The sequence below is a fragment of the Nocardia sp. CC201C genome, assembly GCF_030010695.1.
In the GTDB taxonomy this organism is placed as follows: Bacteria; Actinomycetota; Actinomycetes; order Mycobacteriales; family Mycobacteriaceae; genus Nocardia; species Nocardia otitidiscaviarum.
Window position 1 is genome coordinate 1 of sequence record NZ_JASCXP010000092.1, and the last position, 20,740, is coordinate 20,740.

The following is a 20,740-nucleotide window of genomic DNA, read 5'->3' on the forward strand; positions in this document are numbered from 1 at the left end:
AGCACCGACCGCCGCGAGCGCGCCAGCATGAGCGCCCCGTTCAGCCCCGCGGCCCCGCCGCCGATCACCACCGCGTCATAGTTTCCGGTCCATTCGGTCATCCAGACCACCTCCTCGCCGACGACCATGCGCCCGAACCCGCGATTTCGGCAAGCTCCTTTGCTGTTATGGCAAACTGGAGGCATGGACGACCTGGATCAGGCCCTGGAAGCGGTCGGCCCCCGCCTGCGCGCCCTGCGTAAACAGCGCGATGTCACCCTCACCGATCTCTCCGCCACCACCGGCATCTCGGTGAGCACCCTGTCCCGCCTGGAATCCGGTGCCCGCCGCCCCACACTCGAACTCCTGCTGCCCCTGGCCAAGGCCCACCGCGTCACCCTGGACGAACTGGTCGGCGCCCCACCCACCGGCGATCCGCGCGTCCACCTGCGCCCGGTCACCCAGCACGGCATGACCATGATCCCGCTGACCCGCCGCCCCGGCGGCGTGCAGGCGTACAAGCTCGTGCTCGCCCCCGATGCTCACCGTGGCGAACCGGATCCCAAGACCCACGAGGGCTACGAATGGCTCTACGTGCTCAACGGCCGCCTGCGCGTCATCCTCGCCGAACACGATTTCGTCATGCTCCCCGGTGAGGCGGCCGAATTCGACACCCGCGTCCCGCACTGGTTCGGTCCGGCCGACGATAATCCGGTCGAATTCCTCAGCCTCTTCGGCAAACAGGGCGAACGCGCGCACCTGCGCGTGCGCCCGAAAGCGGAGTCGACATGAGCCGTGCCCGGTGGCGCAACCCACAGTGCGGCTTCGGCGGTCGGCGCCGATCGCGCGGATAGACTCCCCCCGGGCCGGCCGTACCGGTCGGAGTCGGGTGCGACAGAGGAGGCCGAGTGACTGGGTGCGTCGGTTCGCCATCGGGCTCGGCGTACTGATCGGATGGGACGAACCGCGTTGCCGGTGATCCGGCGACTGGGTCCGCTGGGGCATCCCGCCCGGCTGACGGTGGCCGGCTTCGCCGCGGCCAATCTGCTCGGCACGCTGCTGCTCATGCTGCCGGTCTCCGCGGCCTCCGGTACCTGGACCGATCCGGTGACCGCCCTGTTCACCTCCACCTCGGCGGTCTGTGTGACCGGCCTGGTGGTGGTCGACACGGCCACCCACTGGTCCGCGTTCGGCGAGGCGGTGGTGCTCGCGCTCGTCCAGATCGGTGGCCTCGGCATCATGACGGCGGCCTCGCTGCTGGGGCTGCTCGTCGCCCGCCGCATGGGTTTGCGGATGCAGCTCATCGCCCAGGCGGAGACCAAGACCCTGCGGCTGGGCGAGACGAAGCGCGTCGTCCTCGGCGTCGTCGCCATGAGCCTGACGATCGAGGTGGTGGTGGCCGCGGCGCTGACCGCGCGTCGGTTGGCGACCACACCGGATTCCTTCGGCTCCGCCCTGTACTGGGGCGTGTTTCATGCGATCTCGGCCTACAACAACGCCGGATTCGGCCTCGCCTCCGACAATCTCGTCGGCCAGGCCACGGACTTCTGGATCATCGGGCCGATCATGATCGCGTTCGTGCTCGGCGGCATCGGCTTCCCGGTGGTATTCGAGGTGTCGCGGGCGATGCGCTCGCGGCTGCGGGGCGTCCGAGTTCCGGGATGGTCGCTGCACACCAAGATCACCGTGCTGACCTATGCCGGTCTGCTCGCCGTCGGTGTCGTGCTGGTGACAGCACTGGAATGGACCAACCCTCGAACCCTCGGTCCACTGGCGCTGCCGGGCAAACTGCTCGCGGGGGTGTTTCACGGCGCATCCCCGCGTACCGCGGGCTTCAACTCCGTGGATGTCGGTGCGCTGCACCCCACCACGCTGCTTGTCAATGACGCGCTGATGTTCATCGGCGGCGGCAGCGCGGGCACGGCGGGCGGGATCAAGGTGACCACCTTCGCGCTGCTGGCGTTCGTGGTGTACGCCGAGGTGCGCGGCCAGCCGACTGTGCACGTGATGGGACGGCGGCTGGCCGCCACCGTGCAGCGGCAGGCGATCACGGTCGCGCTGCTGAGCCTCGGCGTCGTGCTGATCTCGACCATGACGCTGCTGCGGCTGTCGCATCTGCCGCTCGACGACGTACTGTTCGAGGTCACCTCGGCGTTCGGCACCGTGGGGTTGTCCACCGGCATCACCGCCGACCTGCCGACCACCGGGCATCTGCTACTGATCGGCCTGATGTTCATCGGCCGTGTCGGTCCGATCACCCTGGCGTCCGCCCTCGCGCTGCGCGAGCACGAACGCCGCTACGAGCTACCGGAGGAGCGACCCATCGTTGGCTAGGACACCATTCACCAAGGCCCCCAAACACCCCGGCACCAGGGTCGTCGTCATCGGACTGGGACGGTTCGGCGGCTCACTGGCTCGCGAACTGGTCGTACACGGCTCCGAGGTGCTGGCCATCGACTCCGATCCGCGCCTGGTGCAGAACTACTCCGACGAACTCACCCACGTCGCGGTCGCCGACACCACCGATATCGGTGCACTGGAACAGCTCGGCGTCCCGGACTTCCCGCACGCGGTGGTCGGCATCGGCACCGATCTGGAAGCGAGCATTCTCACCACTTCCCTGCTCGTCGATTTCAAGATCCCACGCATCTGGGCCAAGGCCACCAGCCGCCAGCACGGCCGCATCCTCGAGCGCATCGGCGCGCATCACGTCGTGCTGCCGGAATTCGATATGGGCGAACGCATCGCGCACCTGGTGACCGGGCGCATGCTCGACTACATCGAATTCGACGAGGACTACGCCATGGTGCGCACCACCGCTCCGCGCGCGGCGATCGGGATGACGCTCACCGAGAGCGGTCTGCGGCAGCAGTTCGACGTGACGGTCGTCGCCATCAAGCGTCGCGGCGGCGAATTCACCTATGCCACGCCGGATACCGTGGTGATGGACGGCGATCAGCTCATCGTGTCCGGCAGTATCGCCGATGTCGAATCGTTCGCGGATCTCGTCTGAGCGTTCCCTCGGCCGAGCCGTCCGAAGAAACGAGGCTGTCGGTGCCCGGCGCTAGGGTACGGCCCGTGGGATACGAATTTCAGGTGGTCGTCGATTGCGCCGATCCGCACACCCAGGCCGACTGGTGGGCGGAGGCGCTGGGGTGGGAGGTCGAACCCCAGGACGAGGACTTCATTCGCACCATGGTCGCGCAGGGGCATGCCTCGGCGGACGACACCACGACGCATCGGGGAAAGCTGGTCTGGAAGATCGGGACGGCCATTCGGCATCCGGAGCGGCCCCGGGTGCTGTTCCAGCTCGTGCCCGAGGCCAAGACGGTGAAGAACCGACTACACCTCGATATCCGGGTGGGGGACGAGCGGCGGGCGGCCGAGGTGGAGCGGCTGACCGAACTCGGCGCGAAGCCGCTGCACGAGGGGCGGCAGGGGCCGTTCGCCTGGGTCACCATGGCCGACCCCGAGGGCAACGAGTTCTGCGTGGCCTGAACTCCGCGGCCCGGGCCTCCGGGGCCTGAATTCTGGGCTGCCCGGGAGATCCGGGCTGCCCGACCGATGTCGGAAGGCCCGACCGAGACCCGCTCGTTCACCTATCGGTTCTGTGTGCCCGGTGTGCCCGACGCTGGCGTGTGGAAGCGAAACAGATTGTCCCAGCGATGATCCAACCGCTGTTTCGCCTCCGGCAGTGACACCACCCCGAGGGCTCCACCCTCGCCCTCGGTGAGCAACTCCAGCTCCCGCAGTTTGCGCAGCCCGTCGGAGACCTCGTAGTCGAAGGTGGTCCGCCAGTGCTTGCGGAACCACTCCTCGATGCGCCGGTCCAGTTCCGCCGCGGTCAGCGGGCGCTCGGCGGTGCTCAGGAAGTGATAGGCGAGCAGCGCCTCCTTGACCTCCGAATCCTCCGCCGCCCCCAGCAGGTGGTGGAAGACGCCCGCGTCATTGTCCAGATTGCGGAAGTAGAGGTGCTCCGACAGCGTCTTCATGAGCTTGATCTTGCGGTTCTTGAACTTGGAGAATTGGCGCACCAGATATCCGCCGAAGGCCGCCAGTCCGGCCCCGAGCGTGACCAGCGCGGTCTGATCGAGCGTGACCGATTCGTCGCGGAGTCCGAGCCAGAAGGCCAGCAGCAGCACCAGCAGTCCCATCGAGGCGATCAGCTTGGTGACCACGACGATGATCCCGGAGACCACCGCGGGCACCCCGATGAGCAGTTTGTCCAGCGGTCGCATACGTACGCGCACGCTCGGATACAGCATCTCCAGATCATTGCGCGGCACATCCTGGAACAGTTTCAACAGCACACCGCCGGAGGGCTGCCCGTCGTCGGCCTGCTCGCGCTCGGTGAACGCGATATACACCAGCACCTTGGCGTAGCTGGTGAATTCGACCGTGCGCCGCCGCAACCCGTACAGCGACTTCACCCGTTCGGTTTTGCGTGCCTCGCCGCGCCGGAAGAACAGCACCGTGTCGATATTCTCGTCCTCCACCTCCAGCCGCACCTTCACCAGCGACTGTTCGGCGAAGGCCCGCTCGATCTCGGCCTCGTCGATGCGCGTGAAATTGGCCGCCTCCGCCAGTGCGATGAGCTCCCGCTCCACCCGCTGCCGCGCCGCCGCCCGCTCCGGCGGGGTCGCGGTCCGAATCACCCGCATATCCTCGGCCGGATCGACCAGCTGATACGCGTCCAGCACCGCATCGCCGCGCTCGTGGAACGAGTAGTGGACCAGGGCCGCCAGTAATCGGGCGAACTCCAGGAAGGACTCCCGCTCGGTCTCGGGCACCTCGTCGGCGCACAGCGAGATGACCGCGCTCTTGCGAAACGGCAGAAAGTGTTCCATCGGCAACTCCTCTCGGCGGGCGCACCCGTCGGCTTCAACCCTAGGGGGCGGCCCCCGCCTCCCGTGCGGGACCGGTGACCGCGAAACGGCTTCGAGCGCACCGGTGTGCGCACCGGTCGGGTCCGTCTGGGGTGCGGGCGGTTTGCCGCGTCGCGGCCCGTTTTGCGGAATCTCCGGCGCGCCGGTGCCCGAATAGCTGTCGTGGACGCCCGCGGTGCCCGTTCGCGGCGGCGAACCTGCTCGGCTCGCGCCCGATCCCGCGCCGCGACGGCGCCGACGACCTGCGCCGCGACGGCCGCCGCAATCGGTCAGGAATCGAGAAGCGCTGCTCTCCGGGCCGTAGCTAGCGTCGACTTCGGAACATCCGCCCGCGAGTGCCGCGGCGGCGTGGCTCGAACGGAGAGGAGACCACCATGACCAGGAGTATCCGGATCAGGCAGGCACACCGGTGGCTAGCCGTCACCTTCGTGGCGACCACCGTCGTCACCGTGATCGGATTGGCGGTGGGCGGCCCCGAATGGCTGTCCTACCTGCCGCTGCCGCCGCTCGCCGTACTGGCGTTCTCCGGTCTGTACCTGCTGGTGTCGTCGTATACGAGCGCCCGTCGCGGTGCCGCGCCGCGCCCGGTCGGCTGGGTGCGGGGACAGCGGGTGCGGCAGGCGCACCGCTGGTCGGCGGTCGTTTTCACGGTGACCGTGCTCGCCACCTTCGTCGCCCTCGCGCCGGAGGAACCCATCGTATGGGTCTCCTACCTGCCGCTGATCCCGCTGGCAGCCCTGCTCGTCACCGGGTCCACCATGCTGGTGCGATGGTGGCGCGCCCGCTCGGTCCCGCTCCAGAACGCGAACCGACAGACGTAGCACGACCTCCCGGAGATCGAATCCGAGTTCGGCGGCGCGTAGCGTGGCCGTCTCCATGGCGAGCTCGGCGTCCACCGCCGTGGGATCGCTGAGTGTCTCGTCGACAACCATGGCGCTGATCGCCTGTTCGCGTGACAGGGCGAAGCCTGGCAGCCAACTCACCGTCCACCTACCCGGCTCGGTCTCCCGGGCGAACTCGGGTGTTCGGTCACTGCTTATCAGCGGCCCGATTATCCGGAGTGTCATCGTATTTCACCTCTCGCGTAGGTGCTCGATTCGACGGTACGAGCGATGAATTACCCCGATCAATCGAAATGACTGCTGTCACTTGCCATTTGCCCGACCAGTTCGACCCCGCCCGGGCATCGGTGTGAATCATGGGATGTCTGGTGGCATTTCGTGGCACGAACTAGGCTGACATGACACACCCTGGGCGGCACGGGCAGGGGAGGGGCGCGATGCTGGCGAATCCGGAGGGCGACGCCATCGGCGACGTGGTCCGCCGTCTGCGCAAGGACCGGGGTTTCACCCAGGCGACCCTGGCGGCCAAGGTCGGATGTTCGCGCAGCCTCATCCAGCAGATCGAGAACGGTTCCCGGATACCGCAGCTGTCGCTGCGCGAACGGCTCAGCCTGGCGCTGGGTGCGGCGCTGCCCGCACCCGGACGCGCAGCCACCGCCCGGGCCGTCGACAATCGGCACGACGCGCTGCGTATGCGCTTCAACGTGCTCCTCGGCGAGGATGTCGAAGCCGTCGAACGGGGTCTGCGCCTGACTCGGAGCCTGATCGAGGCCGCTCGCGCGGGGGCGGCCTGTCAGCCCCTGCGCGAGATCGCCGAACGTCAACTCGAACGCGCGGAAGACGTGCTCGCGCAGGTGCCCTCGCACAGCGCCATGGTGTGGGAGTGGAATACGGTGAGCGACTGGAGCGCCATCGTCACCCACGCCACCCGTTCGGTGCGTATCATCCACTCCGCGACACTCGGTTCCATCGGCGGTGACGTCGGCGAGGACTACCACGACGTCCTGCTGCACCTGGCGAGCCGCACCGGTTCCGCCCGGGTGGACATCCGGCGCATGTACGTCCTGGACGATGTCGCCGACGTCTGGCCCTACGCGGACAAGCTCTGGCGGCTGGTGCGTGCCGGGGTCGAGAATGTCGTGGTCAAGCGCGAGCACGCCAGCAATGCCTCCGGCCTGCTGCTGGTCGACGACCGCTACGTGGTGGCGGGCGAATACGACTATGCCCGCGAAACCCGGGTCGCCAGCCGCATTTCGGGCCTCGAACACGATGTGCGCTTCGCCGAGCGCCGGTTCGAACGGCTCTACCGGCTCAAGGGCACCCGCTCGGCCTTCGTGGTGAACGCGCTGATGCTGCGACCACCGCTCGCCGACTTCGAGGACCTCGACGACGGGAACTGTCGCACCCTGTTCCGTGAGGTCCTCGAAGCTGCATGGGAGCAGCTGCCCTGACGGGGTCAGGCTCCCACGTACTCCGCGAGGTGCTGACCGGTCAGTGTGGAGCGGTTGGCCACCAGATCGGCGGGCGTGCCCTCGAAGACGATCGTGCCGCCGTCGTGGCCCGCGCCCGGTCCGAGGTCGATGATCCAGTCGGCGTGCGCCATCACCGCTTGGTGATGCTCGATGACGATCACCGACTTGCCGGATTCCACCAGCTTGTCGAGCAGTCCGAGCAGCTGCTCCACATCGGCGAGATGCAGGCCGGTGGTGGGCTCGTCGAGGACGTACACCCCACCCTTGTCGGCCATGTGGGTGGCCAGCTTGAGCCGCTGCCGCTCACCGCCGGACAGTGTGGTCAGCGGCTGCCCGATGGTCAGATAACCGAGCCCGACATCGGCGAGCCGCCGCAGGATCGCATGCGCGGCAGGGGTTTTGGCCTCGCCGTCGCCGAAGAATTCCACGGCCTCGGTCACCGGCATGGCCAGCACCTCGCTGATGTCCTTGCCGCCCAGGGTGTATTCGAGCACCTCCGCCATGAACCGCTTGCCCTCGCACACCTCACAGGTGGTGGCGACCCCGGCCATGATGCCCAGATCGGAGTAGACCACGCCCGCGCCGTTGCAATTCGGGCACGCGCCTTCGGAATTGGAGCTGAACAGTGCGGGCTTGACGCCGTTGGCCTTCGCGAACGCCTTGCGGATCGGCTCCAGCAGCCCGGTGTAGGTCGCCGGATTGCTGCGCCGCGAACCGCGAATGGGCGTCTGGTCCACCGCCACCACGCCGTCGGAGCCGGGAATGGAGCCGTGGATCAGCGAACTCTTGCCGGATCCGGCCACGCCGGTGACTACACAGAGCACGCCGAGCGGGACATCGACGGAGACATCGCGCAGATTGTTGGTCTTGGCATGGCGAATCTTCCACGCCCCGTTCGGTTCCCGTACCTCGCTCTTGAGCGTGGCGCGGTCGTCGAAGTGCCGCCCGGTAATGGTCCCGCTGGTGCGCAGCTTGTCGACGGTGCCCTCGAAGCAGATGGCGCCGCCCGCCGCACCCGCGCCCGGACCGAGGTCCACCACATGGTCGCCGATGGCGATGGTCTCCGGCTTGTGCTCGACGACCAGGACCGTATTGCCCTTGTCCCGCAGTCGCAGCAGCAGATCGTTCATGCGCTGGATGTCGTGCGGATGCAGTCCGGCGGTGGGTTCGTCGAACACATAGGTGACATCGGTGAGCGAGGAGCCGAGGTGGCGAATCATCTTGACGCGCTGCGCCTCACCGCCCGACAGCGTGCCCGAGGGCCGGTTCAGCGACAGATAGCCGAGCCCGATCTCCACGAACGAGTCGAGCGTGTGCCGCAGCGCGTCCAGCAGCGGCTGCACCGACGGTTCCCGCAGTCCGCCGACCCATTCGGCGAGATCGCTGATCTGCATGGCGCACGCGTCGGCGATATTGACCTTGCCGATCTTCGACGAGCGCGCCTCGGCGCTGAGCCGGGTGCCGTCGCAGTCCGGACAGGTCTGGAAGGTCACCGCCCGTTCCACGAACGCGCGCACATGCGACTGCAAGGAGTCGACGTCCTTGGCCAGCATGGTCTTGCGCATTTTGGTGATGATGCCCTCGTAGGTGAGGTTGATGCCCTCGACCTTGATCTTGGTGGGCTCCTTGTAGAGCAGATCGTTGAGTTCACGCTTGGTGAACTTCCTGATCGGTTTGTCCATATCGAAGAATCCGGAGCCGCTGAAGATGCGGCCGTACCAGCCGTCCATGCTGTAGCCCGGGACGGTCAGCGCGCCCCCGTTGAGCGATTTGCTGTCGTCGTAGAGCTGGGTCAGGTCGATGTCGTTGACCGACCCGCGCCCCTCGCAGCGCGGGCACATCCCGCCGGTGATGCTGAAGCTGCGCCGCTCCCGGACCTGCTGGCCGCCCTTCTCCACCGTGACCGCGCCCGCCCCGCTGATGGAGGCCACATTGAAGGAGAACGCCTGCGGGGAACCGATATGCGGTTTGCCGAGTCGGCTGAACAGAATGCGCAGCATGGCATTGGCGTCGGTGGCGGTACCGACCGTGGAGCGGGGGTCGGAGCCCATCCGCTCCTGGTCGACGATGATGGCGGTGGTCAGACCGTCCAGCACGTCCACGTCAGGTCGCGCCTGGGTCGGCATGAAGCCCTGGATGAAGGTGCTGTAGGTCTCGTTGATGAGCCGCCGCGACTCCGCGGCGATGGTGTCGAACACCAGCGAGCTCTTGCCCGAGCCCGATACGCCGGTGAACACGGTCAACCGGCGCTTGGGGATCTCGACGCTGACGTCCTTCAGGTTGTTCTCCCGCGCGCCGACCACCCGGATCAGATCGTGGGTGTCGGCCGCGTGCGCGGGCGACCGCGTGTCCGTCTTCTTGGCCATAGCTCGTGGTGTCTTCCTCTTGTTCGTCGGACGGCTCTCAGTCCAGCTGCTTGATGCGGACCATATTGCCCGCGGGGTCGCGGAAGGCGCAGTCCCGAACCCCGTACGGCTGGTCGGTCGGTTCCTGCACCACCTCGGCGGCGTCGCTGGCCTGCAATTTCTCGAAGACGCCGTCGAGGTCGCGGGTGGCCAGATTGATCCCGGCGTAGGTGCCCTTGGCCATCATCTCGGCGATGACGCGCCGCTCGTCGTCGGTGATGCCGGGATCGGCGGCCGGGGGATGCAGCACGATCGCGACATCGGGCTGACCGGCCGGGCCGACGGTGATCCAGCGCATGCCCTCGTAGCCGACGTCGTTGCGGACCTCGAAGCCGAGGGTGTCCCGGTAGAACGCCAGCGCGGCGTCCGGATCGTCCTGGGGCAGATAGGAGGCATTGATGCTGATGTCCATGCTGATCACGGTAGTTACCGGCCGCCGGTCGAGGCTTCTCGATTCCTGATCGGTCTGGTGATCTGCTTGGCCACGCAGGCCGGGATGCCGGCCGCCTCGTTCGCGGCCTCCCGCTTGTACACGCTGGGCGGCATTCCGACCAGTTCGGTGAACCGGGTGCTGAACGTGCCCAGCGAGGAGCACCCCACCTCGAAGCAGACCTCGGTGACGCTCAGATCGCCGCGCCGCAGCAGCGCCATGGCGCGTTCGATCCGCCGCGTCATCAGATACGAGTAGGGCGACTCGCCGTAGGCGGCCCGGAACCGGCGGCTGAGATGTCCCGCCGACATGTGCGCGTCCCGGGCGAGTCGTTCGACATCCAGGGGTTGGGCGTACTCCCGGTCGATCCGGTCCCGGACGCGCCGCAATACCGCGAGGTCGCGTAGCCGCTGCTGCTCGGGTCTGCTGGTCACTCCGCAGATCGTCCCATATCGCCGGATCGGCGGGGTGCGCTGGCGTGGCGCGTGTTGCGGCAGCGACGTCCGTGACCACTTCGGTGCGCGATACTGGGATTGAACCAGTGACGCACGCTCTATGTTCTGTGACCTTGACCAGCTGAAACCCACTGTTATCAGCGAATTCTCGATGATGCGTCTTTTGCGCTAGGCGGCACCGATCTGCACCGATACACTTCTCTCAGGTCAGATCTAGGTCATTACCTCGGGTCAGAATTTAGGTCAGCCGAGGTCAGGGTCAGGTCAGAACGCAAGTCTGAGGTGAACTCTTATGGTCCGTGGGGAGGGCCGCAAGCGCCGGAAGTCGGGGACGTTCGGGTCGGTTGATGAATTGCCGACCGGGCGGTTTCGAGCGCGCTACTACGGTCCGAATGGACGGCGGTACAAAGCGCCAACCTATTTTCTGACACAGCAGGACGCGCGCGCTTGGCTGTCGGTGGTGCAGGCGGACATCATCCGAAAGCGTTGGCAGCCACCGGATACCGAGACTCCGATTGAGGTCAGGATGACCTTCCGTGAGTACGCCGAACGGTGGATCAAGGAGCGTGACCTTGGAGACCGGACCCGAGGCGACTATCGGGATTGGCTTGACGCCCATATCCTTCCGGCGCTTGGTGAGTACCCGATCGGCTCGATTGAAGAAGAAGACATCAGGAAGTGGTACGCCAATCTGAATTCTCAGACGCCTACCTTGCGTGCGCGGGTCTACGGTCTGTGCTCCACGATCTTCAATACCGCCGTTGACGACAAGAAGGTTCCGGTTCATCGAAACCCATGTCGGATACGGGGCGCTGGCACCGTCAAGCGAGCGCGCATCATCCGTCCAGCCACCCTGAGCGAACTCGAAATCATCGTCGCGACTCTGCCCAGAAGGTTCCAACTGATGGCCTTGCTCGCAACATGGTGTGCGCTGCGATTCGGCGAATTGGCCGAGCTCCGTCGGAAGGATGTCGATCTAGGGCGGAGGCGGATCTACGTCGAACGAGGGGTGATTCGTCTCAAGAGCACCGAGAAGGGCGTAGCGGTCCGCAAGGTCAAAGCGCCGAAGTCCGAAGCTGGGGTGCGGTACGTTTCCGTGCCGCCGCACTTGATCCCAGCGGTTGAAGATCACCTCCGTGACCATGTAGATCCCGAACCGAGTGCGCTGCTATTCCCTGCGGTGCACGGTGGACATCTTGCGCCCTCCACGTTCGCTCGTCATTGGTACCGGGCATGCCGCACAGCCGGACGCTGGACGGAGGGCGACGGTGAAGACACGGATGGCGACGGCAAGGCCGATCTGACATTGCACGACCTTCGGCATACCGGCGCAGTGCTGGCAGCGTTGACGGGTGCGACGTTGAAGGAACTGATGGACCGCCTTGGACACTCGACTCCGGCGGCAGCGATGCGTTATCAGCACGCAGCGAATGACCGTGACATGGCCATCGCCGTAGCGTTGTCGAAGTTCGTTGAACCCGAGGCCGACAGCGTCGACACCGGCAACGGTCGCGCAAAGGGAAGACAGGCGCGCCGGTCACGTTCGAACGGAACATCACAGCGGAGGCGACCGAGAACATGACGGGGGAGATGCGAGGAATCCTGAAAACATGTCGCTCGGTCATGCTGTACTTGTTCTGCATGGGGAGGCGGCGATGAGCACAGGCGAGCGTCAATCGGGTAGGCACCAAACACCTTTGGCTGAGCTACTCGCGGAACTAAACCTGCCCAACAAGGCGCTTGCTCGGAAAATGGTCGAGCACAGCCAGTCCGACGGCCGTGAGCCCATCAGTCCGGACGGCAGCACGATCGCGAGATACAAGGCGGGCGTCCACCGACCCAAGGAACGGAGTCTCGAAGTACTGCTGGCCGTGCTCAATCAGTTCGCAGGTCGCGAAGTGACAGCCGCGGAGCTGGGGTATGCCGAGCCCGAGTCACCACTGGTGCAAGGCATCGATGAGTGCCTTTCATTGGCTCGTCCGAGCGTGCTCACTCTGGTACCTGAGCCGATCGATCCGGCCTTTGTGCAACACCTCCAGCTCATGCTGACCGAACATGTCCGAATGGACGCATGGGCAGGACCGCGATACATCATCGAATCCCTTCGTGGCCAGCTGACCGTGGTCGAAGACCTGTGCGGGAAAGCACGTGGCGAAATGCGAGCGTCATTACTGGAAATCGGAGCCCGATTTTGCGAGTTCGCGGGCTGGTTGTTCCAGGACTCGGGTGACCTGAAGACGGCGCTGTACTGGACCAACCAGGCAATGGACTACGCGGAAGAGCTGGGCGACACCCATCTCATCTCCTATGTGCTGATGCGCAAGAGCAACATCTTGACCGACGCTGGTAAGGCAGCGCAGGGATTGGGACTGGCGAATGCCGCACTGCGGCGATGGGACGAGATAACCCCCGAACTGCGTGCCGTAGCGCTTCGACAGCTCTCGAATGCTCATGCGCTTTTTGGTGAGAAGGACGAATGTCGTAGAGCATTGGACAGCGCCATGGCGCAGGTTCTCGACGCTGATCCGGATGATCCCGGACGTCTAGCGAAGTACTGCACGCCATCGTATATCGAGATGGAGGCGGCACAGAGTTGGGTTCTGCTCGGAGAGCCGGAACGTGCAATCACGACTTACAGTTCTGGACTTGCTGATTGGCCGGAGGCACAACGCCGAGATCAAGGGCTGTGTTCCGCCCGTCTGGCATCGGCTTACGTGCGCGTCGGAGAACTCGAAGAGTCCATGCGGGTTGCCACACGCGCAGTCGAGCTGTACCAGCTGGCACCGTCGGCGCGATCATTGTCAGTATTGCGTGATCTGTCCAAGCGGTTGTCAACCGCTCGCGGAAAGCCAGTCAACGAACTGAAGGGGCTATTGGCCAGAGCGGTTCAGGTACCCCGAGGCTATTCGGTCAGCGCTTGAAGATGGCTTTTGAATGATTCCGAGAGTGATTCGAGAGCGATTTTGCCTTTCTCGGGAGTTCCAAGGGAAGGAAATCCGATTACGCCGCTGGTTGTATAGTCGGTCATCCCCTTGACGAGGAGGAACTTTCTGTCGTCCGCGCGCCAGTCTGCGGTCTGGTAGCCGGGCCGAAGGGAATCTGGCGAGATGTGCAACAGGATGGACGTTTCCAGTTCTCCGGCGTGCATGTCCTCGTGCGCGTTCGTTTCCATCTTCGCTTTGGTGCGCGCATGATTCCAGTCGAGGGGCAGTGGGAATAACGTCATCCGGCGCTCAGTCGTGTTCGCCTCCTGGACAACGTTCTGCAAAACATAGTTTCCGCCGTGACCATTGACGAGCACCAAATGTCTTATGCCAGAGGCTTTCAGCGACTCTTGTATATCGCTGATTACCAGTGCGAGCGTCGTCGCTCGAATGCTGACCGAACCGGGAAACCCTGCGTGCTCATGTGAGCAGGAAAAGGTTACAGGCGGAAGCAAGAATAAGCCGTAGTCTATTGCGATCCTCTGTGCGATTGCGCAGGCGATCGCGGTATCCGTTATGAGCGGATGGAATTCGCCATGCTGCTCGAAGCTTCCGATAGGCAACACAGCGACGGTGGGGTTCTGTGCCCGTACGTCTGCGGAGGTAGCGCCTGGTAGCAGATGGTCCACGCGAACCAAGATACCGCGCCCCGCAGAGAACGTGGGATGAATCATCTGGGGGCGTACGGAGGTCGTACGGTGCGGCCCGGCGTACACCCCTGCTCTCTTCTACCTCTGATGTCGACGGGTGATCGCGAGTTCTCCTGTATTGCAGCGGGTTTCGTCCCCGCAATGACAGGAAGGAGCGATTGTCTTGGCAAGTTCGAAGAAGCAGCGGGGAGGCGAGAACCGCAGGTCCACCAGCGCTTATATGCGTCTGAAGGATGTTGCCGACCTGTTTGGCGTTCACGAATGCACGGTTCGACGCTGGATATCCGCAGGCCGGTTGACCGGCTACATGGTCGGACCCAACACCATTCGAGTACGTCGCGATGAGGTCATGGACCTGCTGCGCCCCATCCCTACAGCAGGTGGTGCGGCATGATGCGGGCGCTGTTGATCGGGTTCGCGTTGGTCGTGGCGGGTTCGGTTGTTCCGGGCCTGGCTGCGGCGGCGTTCGTGCTTGTGGTGCTGGCTGGTGTGGTGTGGGTCGGCGTGACACAGGTGCGGTGGTCGACGCGGCGGCGGTGGCGGGGTGATCGGCGATGACCGAAGACCTGTTGGGTATGTCGCGGCATCGGACGATGACCTCGGTGCCGTCGCCGGTGATGGCGGCGCTGGTGTTGATCGGGTTCGTGTTTGTCGCGGGCCTGTTCCTCGGTGTGCTGTTATTCGGCCCGCGGGAGGGCCTGCCCAAGACGGTGGTGGTCTGCCCCGCGCCGGGCACGGAGAACGTCGCGGCGTGGCCGCGGGAGTGCCCGCGTGAGGTGGTGGCACCGTGAGCGCGCGGGAGTTGCGGTTGCAGCCGTGGCAGACGCTGCTCGAGGAGTGGACCGCCCAGCAGTACGGGCTGCCGTTGTCGCTGCTGATGACGATGATGCAGCGGCGACCACGCACCGCGTACGCGTTCGCGAAGCGCCTCAAGGACGCCGGGCGCGCGCAGGTGAGTCGGGTTGGTTACGGGTCGCCGGGGCCGTGGCGGCGCTCCAAGCACTTCGACACCGCCGACGAGACACCGCACGGCCCGCTGTGGCTGTACCCGACGCGTGAGATCGCGTGGGGGTATCTGGGATTCGATCCGGGGGAGTGGCACCCGAAGCCGTCTACGGCCGCGCACCTGACAGCGGTATCGGAACTACGACTGGCGTTGACCGGCCTGGAGACCGACCCGGAGATCTGGACCAGCGAACGCCTACTCCGACGCATCGTGAAACCCGAAGCCGGACAACCTAGTTCACACCTGCATGACGCCTGGTGTCGGGATTTCACCGATCCGGACAAGGTGTGGGCGATTGAGGTGGAGTTGTCCCGCAAGCGTGGTGAGGGCCGGTTGTTGCGGTCGGTGTCGGCGGCGTTGGAGGCCGCCGACCGTCACGACTTGGCGGGCGTCTTGTACTTCGTGCGCGGCGAGTCACTGCGCCGTGCCCTGGAGGGCGTCGCGGCCCAGCTCGCGCATCGGCGTGGGGTGGATGTGCTGGCGAATCTCGAAATCCATGACCTGGACCTGACTTTGGCGCGGAAAGGAGTGCGCTGATGACAGACAAGCAACAGCCGTTGGTGGTGGCGGCGGACACGGCGGGTGGGGAAGACCCGTCGCGGATCACCCGCCGCCTCACCGACGCCCTATCCCGCTCCGGCATCCGCCCGGACCGTTACACCATCTGGTCCGGCACCGCCCACGTGGGCGTGCTGCGGCTGCCCGCGCAGGAGATGCACGCGGTCTTGGAACATCTACTCGATCCAGGCAGCACCAAGGGCCGTGAGCGGTCATGAACGACTGCAAACCCTTGGTCACCCCGTACGACTGCGGCGACGCGATAGCGCCCGCGCCGATCGAGCCGGTCGAACCCGATGCGGTGCCTGCGCCGGTGCCGGAGGTGCCGACCGGGACAGCGGGTTCGGCGGCGGTCCCGCCGGAACCGACGCACACGCCGGTGTTCGAGAACGCGGTGCTGCCCAATGGATGGCAGGCCCCGGACTGGAGTGTGGGGTTGCCGTCGGTGGCGGAGGCGTTCGAGTTCGCGGGCACGTCCCTGGCCGGTGCCGGGTTCCTGGCCGCGCTCGGGGTCGGGATGAATGTGCTGGCGGCGCGGCGGCGGTGGGAGGCGCGGCAGGTCCGCAACTACGCCGCCGGATCGTTGGTGTTGCCGGTCGGCGTGATCTGGGCGTCGGATTCCTGGACCGCGCCGTTGAGTTTGTGGTGGGACGGCGCGGGCGTGCTGCTGGACCACGGGCTCGCGTCGGGGGCGTTGGCGGCGATGGCCGCGGGCGGTGTCCCGGTCGCGTTCTGGGCCGCTGCTGCCTGGCGAGCGAGGTTCCTCGGCAGGCTCGGCACCGAGGGCGTGGGGTCACCGTCGAAGACCCGTCGCCTGCAACGCCGCCAGCAACAAGGCAAAGCCAAGGCCGCGCGGAAGGCCGCGAAGTACGGTGCTCCGATCACGGCGGGCTGGCTGCACTCCAAAGCCGTATTGGGCACGTTGTCGGAGTACACCGACGCAACCCAACCGACCACGGTCACCGAACTCACCGGACGGCGCGGGTCGAAACTGGAGATCCCGATCGAGGGTTTGGGGCACATGGTGTTGCTGGGCATGTCCCAGCAGGCCGGGAAGACCACCCTGCTCACCCGCTTCAGTACCGGCCTGTACTGCGCGTACTGGCACCGCTACGTGCGGACCGGTGAGAAACGCCCGCTGTTGATCTTCGTGGACTGCAAGGGCGGCAAACCCGGCCTGGCCACGGGGCGGGAGTTGGTGACGATCGCGGCCCGACTCAAGGTCGACCCGCGCCGCGTCGCTCTCTGGCCGGTGACGAATCGGCTGGATTTGTGGGCGATGGACGCCGAGGACATGTGCGCCACCCTCGAATCGATGATCAACCCCGTCGCGTCCACCGACGCGGGCGCCGAGCATTTCAAGCAGAACCGCATCCGAGTCACCAAACTCGCGGTCCTGGCTCCGGGTGGGCCACCCCGATCGAAACAGGCGTTCCTGGAACGACTCTCGGTGTCGTGGCTGAAAACCGCATACAAGGCGGATCAGTCGGTGCTGGACGAGATCGACGCCCTGGAGAAGAACAAACCCCCCGCCGTAGGGGACGTGAGCGGGAAGTTCCGCAACATCTTCGCCGCCATCGGCGAAGGGTTCGACGGCGGCAGACCTCTCGACAGTTTCGACATGATCTACGCGACGGTGCCGGGCACGGTACGCGGGGAGTACGCCCGCGCCCAGGTCGCCGCCCTGGTGACGTTGATCGAGCAGTTCGCGTGTGGTGAGCATGACCGGCAGGTTGTGTTGATCATCGATGAGATGTCGGCGGTGGCGGACAAGACCGGTGGCATCAACCAAACCAATATCGCTGAGCGGTTGTTGGGGATGGGGGTGGTGGCGATCTTCGCCGCCCAGAACCAATTCGGACTCGGCCAAACCCCCGATGACCGCCGCCGCCTCCTGGAGTCCTGCCCCTCCGGCGCGCTGCTGATGAAGTTGGAAGGGGCGGGGAAGGTGTCGGAGGTGTTCGGGTCGCGCCCGGTCACCGAGAACACCCGCCACACCCGACACGGGAAACTCGGGGACGAAGGGTCGCTGGGGCAGCGGGAGACGTTCTTCATCGACCCCAACCACCTCGCCGAATTCGAACGCGGGGACGTGGTGTGGGTACACGCCCGCCAAGCTCACTGGGGCCACGTCGTCCCGATCGACCTGGACGAACTGGCCCCGCTCCCGGCCGACCCACAGCCGAAGCGATGGGCGGACAGTACACGCCCACGGGTGCCGTTGCTGCGGGTGCGGGACCTGGATTCCGGGCGGACCCGGCAGGCCGATCTGGGGTTCGAGGGCGGTGACACCGCATGACCGACCACACCCCCGAGATGACGCTGTCCGCCGAGGCGGCGCAGGAGCTGACCGCGCAGATCCGCGCCTGTGTCGAGCAGGTATGGGTGTTGATCGAGCAGGCGTTCACTGCGCGGGCGTGGGTGGCGTTGGGTTATCCGAGCTGGGATGCGTACTGCGCCAGCGAGTTCGACCGATCCCGACTGCGCATCCCCCGTGAGGAACGTGCCGAGGTCGTGGCGTCGATGCGGGAGATCGGGATGAGCACCCGCGCTATCGCCGCCGCCACCGGCTTGAGTGTCGGCACGGCCCACGCCGTCGCGTCAGGTGTTCAAAATCGAACACCTGCCCCCGTGACGGGTCTGGACAAGAAGACATACCAGCCCAAGCACACTGCACCACAACCAGATTCGACAGCAGAGGACGCCGGTGCGGGGACGCGGCGGCGTCGCCCGATCACCGAGGCGTTCGACACCACCCGCTACGAGCTGACCAAGAAAGCCGACTCCCTGGCACGCCTGGCCGCCGATGACCGGTTTGACCGCCACGCCGCCCAGCTCGCGCACCGATACCGCGGTGACCTGATCCGTGCTCGTGACGCGATCCAAACCGTTCTCGACCGTCTCCCCGACCCCACCACGAAGGAGTGAATTCTCATGCATCTTGTCAATTCTGATCAGCCGGAGCGGGTGGTCAGTCAGATCATCGAGATCGATGCCGCGATGGCGCGGCGGATGCTCGAACACAACCGCAACAATCGTCCGATCCGCCAGGCGCGGGTGCAGCAGTACTTCGAGGACATGACATCGAGCCGGTGGCGGTTCAACGGCGAAGCGATCAAGTTCGGTCCCGACGGTGAACTTCTCGACGGCCAGCACCGCCTGGCCGCCATCGCCCGCACCAGCGGCCAAACCTTCCCTATGCTGGTCGTGCGCGGCCTCGCGGCCGATACCCAGGTGACGATGGATCAGGGCGCGCGCCGCACCCCCGCCGACCAACTCACCATTTCCGGGATCACCGGCCACAACACCACCCTCGTGGCCGCCGCGCTGCGGGTCTACATCCCGTGGTTGGAAGGCAACCTGTTCGGCGACTACACCCGCAACAAGATCTCCACCACGCGGATCGTGGAATACGCGACCGTCTACCCCGAAACCGTCGCCCGCGCCGAACGATTCACCTCCGTCGCCTCCCGATTGAAGGCCCGCCCCGCGGTCGCGTGCGCAGTCCTGATCCGCTTAAGCGAGGTCGACGAGGGTGCCGCCGCGGAGTTCGTGCGCCTGTGGGATTCCGGCGCGGGCCTGCCCGCCGGGTCACCGATCCTGGCGCTGCGGCAACGCCTGGACATCCTGCACCGCACGGGAGTGCGTACCAGTGATCGGGATCAGATCGGGTTGATCGTGACCGCCTGGAATCTGTGGCGACGCGGGCGCAGCGTGGTGAAGCTGTTGCGGCCCAAGGGCGGGTTCAGCGCCGACAACTTCCCGGAGCCCCGATGACCGGCCAGCCCAGCGGACAGCACCGCGACCACATGACCACCCCGTGGCCGCCTCCGGACAGTGCGAACGGACATGCGGACGCTCAAGGTGGCCGCGCGGACGCTCGGGGTGGTCACGGGGTGGACGGCCCGGTCACCGCTCCCGGTGCAGCGCACGGTCGAGTGGTGGCGTGGGCGGGGTTCGTGTTCGGGTCGGTGACCTCGATCGCGGCCAACGTCCTGCACGCCTGGCTCCCGGCGGACACGATGCCGCCGGGGTGGACACCGGGTATCGCCCCGCAGATCGGGGCCGCCATATGGCCCATCGGCTTGCTGCTCAGTGTCGAGGTGCTGTCGCGGGCGCGGTGGCGGAGGGGTGGGTTGTGGGCGCTGGCCCGCTACGGCGGCGCGGGCACCGTCGCCCTCGGATCAGCGGTCATCTCCTACGGCCACGTGCGAGATGTGTTGCTGGCGTGGGGATACGGGCCGTTGGGGGCGTCGGTCGGCCCGCTCACTCTGGACGGGCTGATGGTCATCTCCGGATTCGCCCTGCTGTCGATGACCGCCGCCGACACCACATCAACCACAGTCACCGAGCCCCGGACCGCGCTGAATACCGCAGTCGCAGCGGCGATCACCGGCCCGACACAGTCTGATCCGACTGTGTCCGCCCTGGAGGGCTTGACCACCTCCGTGGCCGCCGGTGCTGACCCAATCGTGTCCCCGGTGTCCGAACAGGCGAACACCGATGTGGAAGGCGAGGACGGCGGGGCGGACACCCGTCGTGCTCGCGCCCACGAGCTGCACGCCCGGGGGTGGTCGCACGGGCGGATCGCGGCCGACCTCCAGGTCAGCAAGCGCACGGTGCGCCGCTACCTGGCCACCCCGGCGGACACCGGCCACGACAGCGCTCGCGCCGTGTCCACCCCCGACCGCTCCGGCCCCGCGTCATCGGTGCCGGAGATCAGCACCAACCATCACCAGCCCCTTGAAGGAGTCCTCGCATGAACCATGACCACAACCCCGACCCCGGTATCGACTGGGACGGCGAACTGCAAGCGCTGATGGAGGCCAGCGGCATCGAACCTCGCTACGCCGACCGCCCCACCTGGCCCACTCGAATCCGCCGCCGCCTGCGCACCGCGCGCCCGGTGTTGTTCGGGATCGGCGCCACCGGGGCCGCGATGTGGTGGGTCGTGCACTCCGGCGCCCCGGCGGCGGCGACGGTGCCGTTACTGGTGTGGCTGACCGGCTGGATCGGCTATTGGGCCTGGATCGGGTTCGGCCGCCCCGACACCGCCACCACCGCCCACGTCGC

General features: G+C 66.2%; 22 protein-coding genes. 17 read left to right on the forward strand and 5 right to left on the reverse strand.

Features of this window, described 5'->3' with window-relative positions; genetic code table 11:
- The first annotated feature begins 183 nt into the window (after window positions 1-183).
- The 4 genes from QK444_RS12590 (at window position 184) to QK444_RS12605 (ending at window position 3,477) form a co-directional block, all read left to right on the forward strand.
- Window positions 184-771: an XRE family transcriptional regulator gene (locus tag QK444_RS12590; protein WP_282779935.1), complete on the forward strand. Its 588-nt coding sequence runs from the start codon at window positions 184-186 to the stop codon at window positions 769-771.
- A gap of 162 nt (window positions 772-933) precedes the next feature.
- A complete protein-coding gene (locus QK444_RS12595) occupies window positions 934-2,313 on the forward strand; it encodes a potassium transporter TrkG (protein WP_282779938.1) in 1,380 nt (459 codons plus the stop codon).
- Window positions 2,306-2,992: a TrkA family potassium uptake protein gene (locus QK444_RS12600; protein ID WP_282779940.1), complete on the forward strand. Its 687-nt coding sequence runs from the start codon at window positions 2,306-2,308 to the stop codon at window positions 2,990-2,992. Before QK444_RS12595 ends, QK444_RS12600 begins: the two co-directional genes overlap by 8 nt.
- A gap of 65 nt (window positions 2,993-3,057) precedes the next feature.
- The gene (locus QK444_RS12605) at window positions 3,058-3,477 is read left to right on the forward strand and encodes a VOC family protein (protein WP_282779941.1); all 420 of its coding nucleotides are present in this window, start codon (window positions 3,058-3,060) and stop codon (window positions 3,475-3,477) included.
- Window positions 3,478-3,578: 101 nt separating this feature from the next.
- Here the strand turns inward: QK444_RS12605 and QK444_RS12610 are convergent, their stop codons facing one another.
- A complete protein-coding gene (locus QK444_RS12610) occupies window positions 3,579-4,826 on the reverse strand; it encodes a TMEM143 family protein (protein ID WP_282779943.1) in 1,248 nt (415 codons plus the stop codon).
- Window positions 4,827-5,239: 413 nt separating this feature from the next.
- Between QK444_RS12610 and QK444_RS12615 the strand changes: the two genes are divergently transcribed.
- Together QK444_RS12615 and QK444_RS12620 are read left to right on the forward strand one after the other, a co-directional pair.
- Window positions 5,240-5,686, forward strand: coding sequence for a hypothetical protein (locus QK444_RS12615; RefSeq protein ID WP_282779945.1), 447 nt, complete (start codon window positions 5,240-5,242; stop codon window positions 5,684-5,686).
- A gap of 458 nt (window positions 5,687-6,144) precedes the next feature.
- Complete coding sequence (locus QK444_RS12620) at window positions 6,145-7,158, forward strand: helix-turn-helix transcriptional regulator (RefSeq protein WP_282779947.1); 1,014 nt, start codon at window positions 6,145-6,147, stop codon at window positions 7,156-7,158.
- Window positions 7,159-7,163: 5 nt separating this feature from the next.
- On the opposite strand, the gene QK444_RS12625 is transcribed toward QK444_RS12620, so the two are convergent.
- Genes QK444_RS12625 through QK444_RS12635 form a run of 3 tightly spaced genes read right to left on the reverse strand, consistent with a single transcriptional unit; the run spans window position 7,164 to window position 10,448 of the window.
- Window positions 7,164-9,545 (reverse strand): excinuclease ABC subunit UvrA, encoded by a 2,382-nt coding sequence (locus QK444_RS12625; protein WP_282779949.1) that lies wholly within the window; start codon window positions 9,543-9,545, stop codon window positions 7,164-7,166.
- A 37-nt stretch (window positions 9,546-9,582) separates the two neighbouring features.
- Entirely contained in the window at window positions 9,583-9,996 is a 414-nt protein-coding gene (locus tag QK444_RS12630; protein WP_282779951.1) for a VOC family protein, read from the reverse strand.
- Window positions 9,997-10,010: 14 nt separating this feature from the next.
- Complete coding sequence (locus tag QK444_RS12635; protein ID WP_282779952.1) at window positions 10,011-10,448, reverse strand: helix-turn-helix transcriptional regulator; 438 nt, start codon at window positions 10,446-10,448, stop codon at window positions 10,011-10,013.
- Between the two features lie 313 nt (window positions 10,449-10,761).
- Between QK444_RS12635 and QK444_RS12640 the strand changes: the two genes are divergently transcribed.
- On the forward strand, window positions 10,762-12,051 hold the full coding sequence (locus QK444_RS12640) for a site-specific integrase (protein ID WP_282779955.1): 1,290 nt from the start codon (window positions 10,762-10,764) through the stop codon (window positions 12,049-12,051).
- Between the two features lie 73 nt (window positions 12,052-12,124).
- Entirely contained in the window at window positions 12,125-13,390 is a 1,266-nt protein-coding gene (locus QK444_RS12645; protein ID WP_282779956.1) for a hypothetical protein, read from the forward strand.
- On the opposite strand, the gene QK444_RS12650 is transcribed toward QK444_RS12645, so the two are convergent.
- Window positions 13,372-14,082 (reverse strand): creatininase family protein, encoded by a 711-nt coding sequence (locus tag QK444_RS12650; RefSeq protein WP_282779958.1) that lies wholly within the window; start codon window positions 14,080-14,082, stop codon window positions 13,372-13,374. The genes QK444_RS12645 and QK444_RS12650 overlap by 19 nt on opposite strands.
- A gap of 184 nt (window positions 14,083-14,266) precedes the next feature.
- Here QK444_RS12650 and QK444_RS12655 point away from each other — a divergent pair, with 184 nt between their 5' ends.
- From QK444_RS12655 to QK444_RS12695, 9 genes are all read left to right on the forward strand, one after another.
- On the forward strand, window positions 14,267-14,497 hold the full coding sequence (locus QK444_RS12655; RefSeq protein ID WP_147287137.1) for a helix-turn-helix domain-containing protein: 231 nt from the start codon (window positions 14,267-14,269) through the stop codon (window positions 14,495-14,497).
- A 160-nt stretch (window positions 14,498-14,657) separates the two neighbouring features.
- A complete protein-coding gene (locus QK444_RS12660; RefSeq protein ID WP_282779961.1) occupies window positions 14,658-14,894 on the forward strand; it encodes a hypothetical protein in 237 nt (78 codons plus the stop codon).
- Window positions 14,891-15,646, forward strand: coding sequence for a hypothetical protein (locus tag QK444_RS12665; protein ID WP_282779962.1), 756 nt, complete (start codon window positions 14,891-14,893; stop codon window positions 15,644-15,646). Before QK444_RS12660 ends, QK444_RS12665 begins: the two co-directional genes overlap by 4 nt.
- Window positions 15,646-15,885, forward strand: a complete 240-nt coding sequence (locus tag QK444_RS12670) for a hypothetical protein (protein ID WP_282779964.1) — start codon at window positions 15,646-15,648, stop codon at window positions 15,883-15,885. The genes QK444_RS12665 and QK444_RS12670 overlap by 1 nt, the downstream gene beginning before the upstream one ends.
- Window positions 15,882-17,966 carry a hypothetical protein gene (locus QK444_RS12675; RefSeq protein ID WP_282779966.1) on the forward strand — a complete coding sequence of 695 codons (2,085 nt, stop codon included), beginning with the start codon at window positions 15,882-15,884 and terminating at the stop codon, window positions 17,964-17,966. Before QK444_RS12670 ends, QK444_RS12675 begins: the two co-directional genes overlap by 4 nt.
- Before the next feature lie 17 nt (window positions 17,967-17,983).
- Window positions 17,984-18,595 carry a hypothetical protein gene (locus tag QK444_RS12680; protein ID WP_282779968.1) on the forward strand — a complete coding sequence of 204 codons (612 nt, stop codon included), beginning with the start codon at window positions 17,984-17,986 and terminating at the stop codon, window positions 18,593-18,595.
- A 6-nt stretch (window positions 18,596-18,601) separates the two neighbouring features.
- Window positions 18,602-19,444, forward strand: a complete 843-nt coding sequence (locus QK444_RS12685; protein WP_282779970.1) for a hypothetical protein — start codon at window positions 18,602-18,604, stop codon at window positions 19,442-19,444.
- Window positions 19,441-20,430 (forward strand): helix-turn-helix domain-containing protein, encoded by a 990-nt coding sequence (locus QK444_RS12690; RefSeq protein WP_282779972.1) that lies wholly within the window; start codon window positions 19,441-19,443, stop codon window positions 20,428-20,430. The genes QK444_RS12685 and QK444_RS12690 overlap by 4 nt, the downstream gene beginning before the upstream one ends.
- A partial coding sequence (locus QK444_RS12695; protein ID WP_282779974.1) for a hypothetical protein occupies window positions 20,427-20,740 on the forward strand: 314 nt, incomplete at its 3' end. The genes QK444_RS12690 and QK444_RS12695, both read left to right, overlap by 4 nt.